This is a genomic window from Ensifer sp. EB106-03-01-XG145, assembly GCF_058792075.1.
This window is the reverse complement of sequence record NZ_JBYTEC010000001.1, coordinates 794,592-806,109: the sequence shown is the minus strand read 5'-3', so window position 1 is coordinate 806,109 and position 11,518 is coordinate 794,592. Positions and strand designations below refer to the sequence as shown.

The 11,518-nt window shown below is 63.8% G+C and carries 10 protein-coding genes; 3 read left to right on the top strand and 7 right to left on the bottom strand.

Translation table 11 applies throughout. The annotated features are described in order from the left end of the window. Positions 1-25: 25 nt before the first annotated feature. Positions 26-964 carry a LysR substrate-binding domain-containing protein gene (locus AC3WWH_RS03905; RefSeq protein WP_058320432.1) on the top strand — a complete coding sequence of 313 codons (939 nt, stop codon included), beginning with the start codon at positions 26-28 and terminating at the stop codon, positions 962-964. Positions 965-969: 5 nt separating this feature from the next. Here AC3WWH_RS03905 and AC3WWH_RS03900 read toward each other — a convergent pair whose 3' ends face one another. Together AC3WWH_RS03900 and AC3WWH_RS03895 are read right to left on the bottom strand one after the other, a co-directional pair. Next, positions 970-2,277 carry a putative bifunctional diguanylate cyclase/phosphodiesterase gene (locus AC3WWH_RS03900; protein ID WP_058320534.1) on the bottom strand — a complete coding sequence of 436 codons (1,308 nt, stop codon included), beginning with the start codon at positions 2,275-2,277 and terminating at the stop codon, positions 970-972. Between the two features lie 307 nt (positions 2,278-2,584). After that, positions 2,585-4,309, bottom strand: coding sequence for a response regulator (locus AC3WWH_RS03895; protein ID WP_057250849.1), 1,725 nt, complete (start codon positions 4,307-4,309; stop codon positions 2,585-2,587). Between the two features lie 378 nt (positions 4,310-4,687). On the opposite strand from AC3WWH_RS03895, the gene mutL reads away from it, so the two are divergent. Together mutL and AC3WWH_RS03885 are read left to right on the top strand one after the other, a co-directional pair. Continuing rightward, positions 4,688-6,499, top strand: coding sequence for a DNA mismatch repair endonuclease MutL (mutL, locus tag AC3WWH_RS03890; protein WP_058320433.1), 1,812 nt, complete (start codon positions 4,688-4,690; stop codon positions 6,497-6,499). A gap of 89 nt (positions 6,500-6,588) precedes the next feature. Beyond that, positions 6,589-6,822, top strand: a complete 234-nt coding sequence (locus tag AC3WWH_RS03885; protein ID WP_058320434.1) for a DUF2093 domain-containing protein — start codon at positions 6,589-6,591, stop codon at positions 6,820-6,822. A 35-nt stretch (positions 6,823-6,857) separates the two neighbouring features. Here AC3WWH_RS03885 and lpxK read toward each other — a convergent pair whose 3' ends face one another. The 5 genes from lpxK to AC3WWH_RS03860 all read right to left on the bottom strand — a co-directional run bounded on the left by lpxK (position 6,858) and on the right by AC3WWH_RS03860 (position 11,456). Continuing rightward, complete coding sequence (lpxK, locus tag AC3WWH_RS03880; RefSeq protein WP_058320435.1) at positions 6,858-7,898, bottom strand: tetraacyldisaccharide 4'-kinase; 1,041 nt, start codon at positions 7,896-7,898, stop codon at positions 6,858-6,860. A gap of 311 nt (positions 7,899-8,209) precedes the next feature. Continuing rightward, positions 8,210-8,914 carry an HAD family hydrolase gene (locus AC3WWH_RS03875; protein ID WP_057250856.1) on the bottom strand — a complete coding sequence of 235 codons (705 nt, stop codon included), beginning with the start codon at positions 8,912-8,914 and terminating at the stop codon, positions 8,210-8,212. 25 nt (positions 8,915-8,939) lie between these two features. Beyond that, entirely contained in the window at positions 8,940-10,253 is a 1,314-nt protein-coding gene (gene waaA / locus AC3WWH_RS03870) for a lipid IV(A) 3-deoxy-D-manno-octulosonic acid transferase (RefSeq protein WP_058320436.1), read from the bottom strand. Between the two features lie 91 nt (positions 10,254-10,344). Continuing rightward, positions 10,345-10,581: a DUF4170 domain-containing protein gene (locus tag AC3WWH_RS03865; RefSeq protein ID WP_057250859.1), complete on the bottom strand. Its 237-nt coding sequence runs from the start codon at positions 10,579-10,581 to the stop codon at positions 10,345-10,347. A 59-nt stretch (positions 10,582-10,640) separates the two neighbouring features. Further along, positions 10,641-11,456, bottom strand: coding sequence for a 3'(2'),5'-bisphosphate nucleotidase CysQ (locus tag AC3WWH_RS03860; protein ID WP_058320437.1), 816 nt, complete (start codon positions 11,454-11,456; stop codon positions 10,641-10,643). Positions 11,457-11,518: the final 62 nt, after the last annotated feature.

Sequence of the window (11,518 nt, the reverse complement as noted above, 5' to 3'; positions counted from 1 at the left end):
TCGAGCCATGCGATAAGCATGATTTATGGAAAACCTGCGCCGCCTGCTTCCCTCCGCCGCAAGCCTCATCGTTTTCGAGGCGGCCGGCCGTCACCAGAACTTCACCCGAGCCGCCAGCGAGCTCGGCATGACGCAGGCGGCGGTCTCCTACGCCATCCGCGGCCTCGAAGACCAGTTGGGCGTGCCGCTGTTTCACCGCGTGCACCGGGCGGTGGAACTGACCGAGGCGGGAGAGAAGTTTCACGCCGACGTGTCGGTCGGTCTGTCGCGCATTCAGAAGTCGGCCGAGGACATCCGCGCCAAGGGCCGTGAAACCAACGTGACGCTTGCGGCGTCGACTGCCTTTGCCTCGATGTGGATGCTGCCGCGCCTCAACCGCATGCGCGAGGACCTGCCGGAGATCGACCTTCGCATCCAGACGAGCGTGCGCGATCTCGATCTTGAGGAAGAGCCGATCCCGCTCGGCATCCGCGGCGGCGACCCCAGTCACTGGCCGCGCTATCATGCCGCCCAGCTCGCCGAGGAGGTCGTCAACGCCGTCGCAACGCCGGCCTATATCGAGGAGCACGGGCTGCCGGGGACCGCAGCCGACCTGCAGCGGCACAACCTCATTCATCTCGAGGAACCGGTGCGACGGGCCTGCGACTGGACCGAATGGTTTGCGAGCGCCGGCCTCACCTATCCCAAGCAGGCACGCCGCCTGACGATCAACGATTATGTTCTGGTCATGCAGGCGGTGCTCGCGGGCGAAGGCGTGGCGCTCGGCTGGGAACACCTGATCAACCCGCAGATCCGCTCCGGCGCCCTGATGCCGGTCGCCGGACACGTGCTCAAGACCGGTCTCGCTTTTTATGTCGTCTGGCCGCGGTCACGCGAGCTCAACGCCCAGGCAAAACGGGTCCGCGACTGGTTGTTGGAAGAGGGGCGGCGGGATCGCGTGGCGCTCTCGGGAACCGGTGAATAGACCGATCAGGCCTGGGTCGAAACACCGCCATAACGATCGGAAAGGTACCGCATCGTCGCAACGGCATCGGCCGGTTTTCCATAGAAGTAGCCCTGCCCGAGGCCGCAACCGAGCGCCTTCAGCTTCAAGGCTTCGGAAAAGTCCTCGATGCCCTCGGCGACGACTTCCAGTTCGAGGCCCTCGCACATCGAGACGATCGCCTTGATGATGTGCTCCGAAGCGCGATCGGCGGAAATGCGCGAGACGAAGGCGCGATCGATCTTGACCTTGTCGAAGGAAAAATCGCGAAGGCGACCCAGGCTCGACTGCCCGGTGCCGAAGTCGTCGAGCGAGACGCGCACGCCGGCGGCACGCAGTTCCGCAACGATCTTCTGGGCGATGTCGGCATCGGCCATGACAGCCGTCTCGGTGATCTCCAATTCCAATCGCCTGGGATCGAGGCCGATCTGATGGATGATCGACAGCAACCGGTGGCTGGTCGCCGGATCCATGAGCTGCGCCGAGGAGAGATTGAAGGAGAGGAAAAGCTCCTTCGGCCAGGAGAGCGCCGCATGCGCCGCCTTGCGCAACAGCACTTCGGCGAGAGATTCGATAAACCCGCGCTCCTCGGCCAGCGGCACGAAAACAGCCGGCGAAACATAGCCGAGATCGGCATCGCACCAGCGCGCCAAGGCTTCGAAACCGACGACCGCATCATTGCGCAGATCGACGATCGGCTGGAAATGCACATCGACTTCGTTGGCGATGATGGCATTTCGCAGCGCCTGCTCAAGCTGCGTCGCGCGCTTCATCTCCTGAGCGATTTCCTGCGAATAGACGGTGATCTGGCCACGGCCGCGACGCTTCGAGCGATAGAGCGCTGTATCGGCGCTTTTCAGCAGGTCCTCGAACACTTCGCCGGCAAAGGGGTAGACCGCAAAACCGAAGGACGCGGACAGACGCACGTGGCGGTCGCCGAGATCGAAGGGCGCCGACAGCACCTCCTTCAACATCTGCCCGACCTTCTCCGCCCCCTTGCGCTCGAAGACGAGCGGCAGCACGAAGGCGAATTCGTCACTTTCCGAACGGGTGATCGTCGCCCCCTCGGGCGCACAGGCTTTCAGCCGGTAGGCCACCTGGCAGAGGATCTCGTCACCAGCCGCCGGCCCAAACAGGTCATTGATCGGCTTGAAACCATCGATATTGGCAAGGCCGATGGTGAAGGGCGCGGGATCGCTGGCACGTTCCCTGGCGAGATCAAGCACGGTCTGGCGCAGGCAGCGGGAATTACCGAGCCCCGTCAACAGATCGACGTTGCCCGTCACGGCGGGCATCTCGAGGCCGATGCGGTGATAGGGGGTCTCAACCGCCGTCATTGCCGCGTCTCCACAGCTCGGTCAGCAGAATGCGGACGACGCTCCGCTGCCGGCGAAACCGCACGCCACGGCGCGAACCGGCAATGTCGTTCCGACACGGTCCGGACATGGGCAACGGGATGGGCGCAATGCATTCGGGCGGGCTCTACACTTTAACGGCAATTCGGTGCAGACGATCGCAATCGGCGGTTAACAATCCGATATCGCTCTGCTCCTAGATCTGCCATTAGCCTCCCCAATTCTAGCGAGTTGACACGTCTTTCATTCAACCTGCCGTTCGCATCGCCTTTGCCGGCATGAATTTTCTAAGCACCGCCTCGATCATGTCGGGGCTCACGGGCTTCATGATATGGTCGTCCATGCCCGATGCCTTGCACTGCTGCAGGTCGATATCCAGCGCCTGCGCGGTGACCGCGATGATCGGCGTTTTCTGCCCTCTGGTATTTTCTGCCGACCGGATGGCGACCGTGGCATCGAAGCCGTTCATGATCGGCATCGAGACGTCCATCAGCACCAGAGCCGGTTGCAGTTCATGCCAGAGCTCGACGGCCTCGCGGCCGTTGGCGGCGATCCGATGCGAGACGCCGAGCCCCTCCAGGATTTGCGTGAACACGAACTGGTTGATCTGATTGTCTTCGGCAACGAGCACGTCGACCTGTGGCGTCGGCGGCGGTGCAGCAATCCCCTCGCCTTCAAACGACAACGACCAATCGGGCTGCAGCGTCGGAGACGCCGTAGTCCGCTCGGAGCAGACGCGGAACACTTCGGCCAGCACCGCAGCGCCGTCCTGCTGCGCGGAAAGCGGCAGGACCGGGCAATGACGCCAGGCCGAAACGATCTGCTGTCTCTCGGAAAACGCCAGGTCGAGAAGCAGGACATCGAGCTTGATGCCGGCGTCCTCGACCGCATGTCCGAAGGCACGAAGCTCACCCGCATCGCGAACAGCGCAGGCGTCGAGCCCAGAGCCACGCAGACGCCCGACGAGCCGGTCTTCCATCGCCCGGTCGGTCGTGGCAACCAGGACACGAAGACCGCGGGCCGGCAGGGTCTCGATCATCGATCCCGCTTCCACGAGTTGCTGGACATTCAGCGCCCGGAACGGGTCGTAGAAATTCTGCGCCGCCGCGAAGATGCTGTAATCGCGGATCTGCAGGCCAACTTCGGCCGGAGGTTCATCGCTACTCTGATGCAAGAGGGCGATATCGGTGACGTCGTTCATGCAGGTCACGACGAAATGACGGCCGGGCATGCCGACGCGGTACTTGCGCGTGAGCACCCAGAGATCGCTGCCATCGGCGCGCACGATGTGCTCGGCCTGCGAGTATGGCTTGCCGGTCTCGAGCACCATGCGGTCGGACTGCTCGAAACGTTCGGCAAGCTCGCTTTCGACCAGATCCCAGGCGGAACGGCCGAGAATGGCATCCTGCTGCAGATCATGGATCAGGCAGAAGGCCTTGTTGACGGCGATATAGTTGAGGTTGCGATCCTTGACGCAGATCGGATTGGGCTGGGCATCGAGGATCTGTTCGGTCAGCTCGACGCGCTCCAGGTCCGTCTGAAGCTGCTCGTCGCGCTTCTTCTGATCGGAAACGTCACTGATCGACAGGATGCCGATGCCGCTCGATAGCCGACGCTTGCGCATCGAAACCCAGCGGGTACGGCCGGCGCGCTCGACGCTTTCGTAACGTTCGCGCCAGTGCAGCGCCATATGCTCGGCAATCCAGTCCTCGCGATTGGTGCGGCGGCGGCTGCTTTCCGGAACGGTGCCCGGGCGAACGCCGGTGTCATAAACGGCGCCGAGAAAATCTCGCAGACGCGTGCCCGGCATCAGGATTTCCGACGGCACAGGGAAGAACTGCAGCATCGTGCGGCTGGCAAAGAGAATGGTGTCGTCTCGACTGCAGACAAGCACAGCGATGCCGAGTGCGTCGCAGCTCGACTCCAGAATGATCCGGTTGATGTCCGCGCCGTTCGACGCCCCATCGCTCATTGCGCTGTCCTCACTCGCCTACCGCATGCTTCAATCGTCCCCGATCTGAGGAAACATGCGGCCATTCACAGTGCTACAGCGACCTCAGCGCGCCCAGTAGGACGCGCGGCGCTGCGGCGGCGGTTCATTTCGGGACATGCTGGGAAGGCCTTGGCAGGCGTCTCTTCGAGCGGCGGGAGTACGGCGTCCAGCTACGCCGCAATGCTCAAAAGACAAAACCCGTGATCATTCAGGTTGTTGTGGAAAATCGCAGCAGAGTGTTAAGGGGCGATTAAACCGCCCGCTCATTTTTCCGCAACGAAGACCGCGTTCATTTAAGGCCGCGGACGAGGCGCCATTTCCCCTTTCGTTTCCCAAGCGAATCCGGGAAAATGGGACATGGCCATCAAGCAACTTTCAGAAACCCTCATCAACCAGATCGCCGCCGGCGAAGTCATCGAACGCCCCGCCAGCGCCGCCAAGGAACTGATTGAGAACGCCCTCGACGCCGGCGCCACGCGCATCGAAATCGCGACCGCAGGCGGCGGCAAGACGCTCCTGCGCGTGACCGACAATGGCTCAGGCATGACGCCGAACGATCTCGAACTGGCGGTGCGCCGGCACTGTACGTCGAAGCTCGACGACAGCCTGTTCGACATTCGCACGCTCGGCTTTCGGGGCGAGGCGCTGCCTTCGATCGGCTCGGTCGCTCGCCTCTCGATCACCACACGCACGGCCGGCGCCACTGAAGGCGCGGTCATCGCCGTCACCGGCGGCAAGACCGATCCGGTTCGCCCGTCGCCCGCCAATACCGGCACGGTTGTCGAGGTCCGCGACCTCTTCTTCGCGACGCCGGCGCGGCTGAAATTCATGAAGTCCGAGAAGGCGGAAGCGGCGGCGATCTCCGAGATCGTACGCCGCATGGCGATCGCCTTCCCGGCGGTCCGCTTCGTGCTCTCAGGCAGCGACCGCTCGACGCTGGAATTCCCGGCGACCGGCGACGATCGTCTGGCGCGCATGGCCCAGGTGCTCGGCAAGGATTTCCGCGACAACGCGATCGAAATCGATGCGACACGCGAAGATGTCGGGCTCACCGGCTTTGCCGGCGTGCCGACCTACAATCGCGGCAACTCGCTGCAGCAATATGTCTTCGTCAATGGCCGCCCGGTGCAGGACAAGCTGTTGCTGTCGGCGATCCGGGCCGCCTATTCCGAAACGATCCCGAGCAGCCGCTATCCGGTCGCGGTGCTGTCGATCGCGCTCGACCCGGCGCTCGTCGACGTCAACGTGCATCCGGCGAAATCCGATGTGCGCTTCCGCGACCCGGGCCTCATCCGCGGGCTGATCATCGGTGCCATCCGCGAGGCGCTGACGCGCGAAGGCGACCGGGCGGCAACCACCGGCGCCAGTGGTCTGATGCGGGCCTTCCGACCGGAGTCCTATCGGCCGCAGGCGCCGTGGACGCCGGAAACTTCGCCATCACGACCCATGCAATTCGAGACGGTGAACGGCCGCTTCTCCGAACAGCCGCAGGCGAGCTTCGCTGCCTTTGCGGCACCATCGGCACGGACTGGCGCCCCGTCCGAGCGTGAGGCAGCGGTCGCGCAACAGGAAACGCCGGCACCGCCATCCTTCCCGCTCGGCGCGGTCAGGGCGCAGCTCCATGAGAACTACATCGTCGCCCAGACGAATGACGGCCTCGTCATCGTCGACCAGCATGCCGCCCATGAGCGGCTGGTGTTCGAGGCGATGCGCACGGCGCTGCATTCACGGCCCGTCGCGGCGCAGGCTTTGCTGATCCCGGAAATCGTCGATCTGGCCGAAGACGATTGCGACCGGCTGATGGCGCATGCGGCGGAGTTCGCCCGCCTTGGCCTTGCCATCGAACGCTTCGGCCCGGGGGCGATCGCCGTGCGCGAGACGCCTGCCATGCTCGGCGAAATGGATGCCGTCGGCCTGGTGCGCCAGCTTGCCGACGAACTTGCCGAATGGGACACCGCCAACGGCCTCACAAGCCGGCTCGAATATCTTGCCGCGACGATGGCCTGCCATGGATCGGTGCGCTCCGGCCGACGCATGCGCACCGAGGAAATGAACGCTTTGCTGCGGCAGATGGAGGCGACGCCCGGCTCCGGCCAATGCAACCACGGGCGGCCGACCTATATCGAGCTCAAGCTTTCCGATATTGAACGGCTGTTCGGCCGAAGCTGATCGCGCGCGGCGGCGAAATGCGGCTGGCATTTTGCCGGATGGCGAGCTAGACCAGAGAACAGACCACAGAGACGCAATAGGCAACGAACATGATGAACCGGTTTGAAGGAAGCGCGTCGCGCGAGGCGAAAATCCGTTATCTCGACGGCGACTTTCAGATCATTCTCGCCGGCTCGCATGTGATCTGCGCGATGACCGGCAAGACCATTCCCGTCGACGAGCTGCGCTACTGGAGCGTCGCCCGGCAGGAAGCCTATGTCGATGCGGACGCCTCGCTCGAGGCGGAAAAGCGCGCCGGCGCGCTGCCGAACCAGCGCCGCTGAGGCTCAGCCCGGCTTCTCCCACCACCGATAAGTGATTACTTGCCCGCGCCTTCGCGCAGCTTTCGCGCGCGCGCGGCAGCAAGTGCCGTCTCGATAATCTTCTTGGGCGCCATAGGGTCGTCGAAGCGCACGTCGATCTCGATCACCCGGCTGGCCGCGGCCAGCTCGGCTGCGCGGCCATGACCGGGCTCGAGCCGCACCATGTCCTTGGCGGTCGTGACAAGCGTGCAGCCCAAGGCCGCCGCTCGATCGAGCAGGTCGGCGATCTCGTCGTCGGAGAAATGGTGATGATCCGGAAAGCTGCGAGTTTCCTCGACGATGGCGCCGGTCTCGCGCACCGTGCGATAGAATTTCTCCGGATCGGCGATACCGGCCCAGGCAAGGACCTTGACGCCTTTCAGCGACCCGTCGTCGAGCCTCACCACATCGGCCTCGTAGATCTGCTTTCCGGCGCGGGCTGCGCGGCGGATCAGGGCATCGGCCTCCGTGCCGCCGCCGATCTTCAGCAATGCCGTGGCGTGCCGAAGTTGATTGGGCAGCGGCGCCCGCACCGGGCCTGCCGGCACCAGATAGCCGTTGCCGATGCCGCGGCGCGAGTCGATCACCAAAAGCGCAAAGTCGAAGGCGAGCCGCGCGCTCTGGAAGCCGTCGTCCATGATGATGATATCGACACCTTCCTTCACCAAGCGGCGAGCGCCATCGACACGGCGGCGGCAGACGACGGTCAACGCCTCACGCGCCAGAAGCAGGGGCTCGTCGCCGACATCGCGCGCACGGTGATGCTCCGGATCGACGACGGTCGTCACGTCGAGCGAGCCGCCATAGCCGCGGCTCAGGAACCCGGGTTTCAACCCTTTCTGACGGATGACGCGGGCAAGCGCGATCGCGGTCGGCGTCTTGCCGGCGCCGCCGACGGTGAAGTTGCCGATGCAGATGACCGGAACCGGAACCGAGGCTCGATGGGCTCGGTCCATGCGCAGGCCGGCAATCCGGCCATATACCCATGAAAACGGCCACAACGCGCGCGCACGCCAATCCGCCTTTGTCCACCAGAATGGTGGCGCTTCCGATACCATCTTCGTTCCGTGCCCCAGCCGGTGTCGTCCATCCGCTCCGGGAGGACATATGTCGTTCTTGCCGCCGGAAGCCGGCGGATCGCCCAAAAAACGTCAGAATGTGAAAAAACGCAAGCTATGGATACGATTGCAGCGACCTGGGCCGGCGGCCGCGCGGCAGAATGGCCTGCCGACAGACAAGTGCTTCACGCTTTTCCCGGATTTGCGACTAGAGCGTCCCGCTTTCAAGCGGAATCACGTGAAAGCGGAAAGATGCTCTAGAAACAAAGTGCTAGAGCGTCCTTAGTGCGTTCATCTGAACACACGGCGCTCTAGAGGACAGCCTCAAGTTCGGTGATGTCGGCAAGGCAATGGTCCGAAGCCGCCGCGAGCGACTGGCGCGAACCGGTCCCGGTCAGCACCGCGACCGTCATGCCGACGCCGGCACTGCGGCCCATGTGCATGTCGTGATTGTTGTCGCCGACGACGACGACCTGATGCGGCTCCAGGCCTGTTGCGGCACAAAAGCCGAGCACCATGCCAGGCTCCGGCTTGACGCCGTAGCCGCTGTCATAACCCGCTACATAATGCAGGTAACCATCGAAACCGAAGCGTTTGGCGGTCTCGCGGATCGATTTTTCGTTGTCGCTGGAGGCGACCCCAAGCCGATAGCCCTTGGCATGCAGACCGGCGAAGAATGTGCCAAGATCGGTGACCGGGACGGCATATTCCGCCGAGCGCGCGAACAGGCTGTCGAACAGGGTGGTGAGATCCGCCACGGTAAAGGGCGCGCCCGCCCCCACGAAACCGGTCGCGATCTCAACCGTGTTGCCCGCCGCAAGCAGGCTGTCAGGCAGTACATGGCCGGTGTCGGCGTCCATGCCGCCCGCTTTCAGCAATACGCGGGCCAATGCCTCATCACCCTTGGCCGCAAGCCGTGCCAGCTCATAGTTCACCGGCACCCAGCTCTTTGCGTAGTCGAGCAGGGTTCCGTCCTTGTCGAACAGGATGCCGGCTATGGCCTTGGGTGCGGTCATGATGAGGGATCGTCTCCTGTTTGTGTCAGCTTTCGGTCGGGGGATTGAGACGCGCCTTGACGATGAGCGGATTGATATAGGGCTCGAGGCCCTTCATCGTCGCCGACAGAGCGCCGCGCATCTCTTGCACGGTTTCGAGGCCGGCATCGATCATCGAGCGACGCATGTCGTCGTTGGCGAGCAGATAGTTGACGCCCTTCGCCAGCATCTCGACGTCGCGCACGATCTTGGCGCTGCCGTTCTTTGCAAGCGTCTGATAAGTCTCGCGAAAATTTTGCACATTGCCGCCGGACAGGATAGCGCAGCCGAGCATCGCCGGCTCCAGCGGGTTCTGGCCGCCTTCGGCAAAGAGCGAGCGGCCGACAAAGGCGACTTCGGTCAGGCGCAGATAGAGGCCCATTTCACCGATGGTGTCGCCGAGGAAGACATCGACATCCGGCGTCAGCGGATCACGCCGCGTGCGGCGCGCGACCTTCAGGCCCTTGGCCGTCAGCGCCGCCTCGATCGCATCACTGCGCTCGGGATGGCGCGGCACGATGATCGTCAGGAGGCCGGTCCGTTCCTTCAGCGCGCGGTGCACGACGCCGGCCGCGTTTTCCTCGCCGTCGAAGGTCGAGATCGCCGCCCAGGTCTTCCGCGTGCCGATCTGCTGCTCATACTCCTTCAGCGCCAGCGGATCATGCGGCGGCGCATCAGTGTCGACCTTCAGATTGCCGGAGACCATGACCGGCAGCGCGCCGAGCGTGCGGAAGCGCTCCGCATCGACGTCGGACTGTGCGATGACCAGCGCCAGGTTTTCAAAAAGCGCGTCGGCAAGCGCCGGCCGCCGCTTCCACCGGGCGAAGGTGCGATCGGACAGACGGCCGTTCACCAGAACCTGCGGAATATGGCGCCGGCCGAGCTCCAGGATGGTCATCGGCCAGATTTCGGACTCGGCGATGATCGCGAGATCCGGCTCCCAATAGTTCAGAAACCGGCTGACCGCCGGCTTGAAATCGAGCGGGACATACTGGTGGATGACGCCTGTTCCCAGGCGCTGGGCAACGACACGTGCCGAGGTCATCGTACCCGTCGTCAGCACGACATTGATGCCGCGCCTGCGGATTTCCTTGATCAATGGGATGACCGCATTGGTCTCGCCGACACTGGCGGCGTGAAACCAGACGAGCGGGCCTTGCGGCCGTGGTGCGCTCGCATGGCCGTAGCGCTCGCGACGGCGAGCCGGATCCTCCTTGCCCTTCGCCGCGCGAATGGCAAGGTAGGACCAAACCAGGGGATAGATGGCCGAGCCGATCCAGCGATAGCTGGAGAGCGCCAGGCGCGCGCGAAAGCTGCTCATGACGAGACACCTTCCCCAGCCGTCTCAGCGGCGAGAAACTTAGGGGCGACTGGCATGCGGGTTTGCGCCGCGCATCCCGACCTCATCGGCATCAGCCGTTTTCCGGGTCGAGCAGACGATGCATGTGGACGATGAAATAGCGCATGTGAGCGTTGTCGACGGTCATCTGCGCCTTGGATTTCCAGGCAACGAGAGCGCTATCGTAGTCCGGGTAGATGCCGACGATATCGAGCTTGTCCAGATCGCGGAAGTGGACGTCCGTCAGCGTGGTGAGTTCACCGCCAAAGACGAGGTGCAGACGTTGTTTCTTCTCGGATTCGTGAGCCATCGGAATTCCATTTTTCTTTTTGGGTATGGGCGTTGATTTGAGGCATTCGGCCCCAAAGGTCAATGGGGCTCCATCGACCGCGATGCGGCGATCAGGCCTGGCAAGAGCGGCTTTGCCGCTGCGCAGAGAACGCCGTGAACGACGCTGGAGCGATTGTAGGACAAGGGCTGCTCGTCGAGATCGACGAGCGCGCCACCGGCCCGGGCGAGAATGAGATCGGCCGCAGCCAGATCCCAATCATGGGAATTCTTCTTCACCAGCGTACCGTCGATCCGCCCGTCGGCAACCATGGCCAGCCGATAGGCAAGCGACGGAACATGCGGCACGCGCGTGACGGTGTTGCGATAGACGGCCGGAAGCTTGCCGACCGTATCTTCGGCGGCCGCCAGATGCAGCATTTCCCCGGCCTTTGCCTCTCGCACCGAGATCGCCGTGCCGTTCTTCAGCGCGCTACCGCCGGCGACCGCCTCGAAGAGTTCGTCAAGCGCCGGAGCATAGAGGACGCCGGCGACGGGCTGCCCCCGGTGGACGACGGCAACACTGACGCACCAGAGTTCCTTGCCGGCGATGAAGGCACGCGTGCCGTCGATCGGATCGACGACGAAGACCGTTTCGCGGGTCAGGCGGCTGGAGTCGTCGTCGGTCTCTTCCGACAGCCAGCCGTAGTGGGGCCGCGCCGCAAGCAGCCGCGTCTTCAGCACATCGTTTGCCGCCAGATCCGCTTCGCTGACCGGCGAGCGGCCCTCGTTCTTCCAGCGGACGTCGGGCGATTTGCGAAAATAACCGAGCGCCGTTTCCCCGGCGACGACCGCGGCGGCGCGGATCAACTCGAGATCCGGCTTCCAGTCCGCGCCCGATGGTGCTGTGTCAAACATTCAAAACCCCGTCAGCCCGCCTCTCCTATAGCACGAGAGCCGGATCGGCGCGGGTCCCCGCG

Excerpts from the sequence above, each read along its gene's own strand:
- AC3WWH_RS03905 (WP_058320432.1), top strand. The coding sequence starts at position 26 with ATGGAAAACCTGCGCCGCCTGCTTCCCTCCGCCGCAAGCCTCATCGTT.
- AC3WWH_RS03900 (WP_058320534.1), bottom strand. The coding sequence starts at position 2,277 with ATGCCCGCCGTGACGGGCAACGTCGATCTGTTGACGGGGCTCGGTAAT.
- AC3WWH_RS03895 (WP_057250849.1), bottom strand. The coding sequence starts at position 4,309 with ATGAGCGATGGGGCGTCGAACGGCGCGGACATCAACCGGATCATTCTG.
- mutL (WP_058320433.1), top strand. The coding sequence starts at position 4,688 with ATGGCCATCAAGCAACTTTCAGAAACCCTCATCAACCAGATCGCCGCC.
- AC3WWH_RS03885 (WP_058320434.1), top strand. The coding sequence starts at position 6,589 with ATGATGAACCGGTTTGAAGGAAGCGCGTCGCGCGAGGCGAAAATCCGT.
- lpxK (WP_058320435.1), bottom strand. The coding sequence starts at position 7,898 with ATGGTATCGGAAGCGCCACCATTCTGGTGGACAAAGGCGGATTGGCGT.
- AC3WWH_RS03875 (WP_057250856.1), bottom strand. The coding sequence starts at position 8,914 with ATGACCGCACCCAAGGCCATAGCCGGCATCCTGTTCGACAAGGACGGA.
- waaA (WP_058320436.1), bottom strand. The coding sequence starts at position 10,253 with ATGAGCAGCTTTCGCGCGCGCCTGGCGCTCTCCAGCTATCGCTGGATC.
- AC3WWH_RS03865 (WP_057250859.1), bottom strand. The coding sequence starts at position 10,581 with ATGGCTCACGAATCCGAGAAGAAACAACGTCTGCACCTCGTCTTTGGC.
- AC3WWH_RS03860 (WP_058320437.1), bottom strand. The coding sequence starts at position 11,456 with ATGTTTGACACAGCACCATCGGGCGCGGACTGGAAGCCGGATCTCGAG.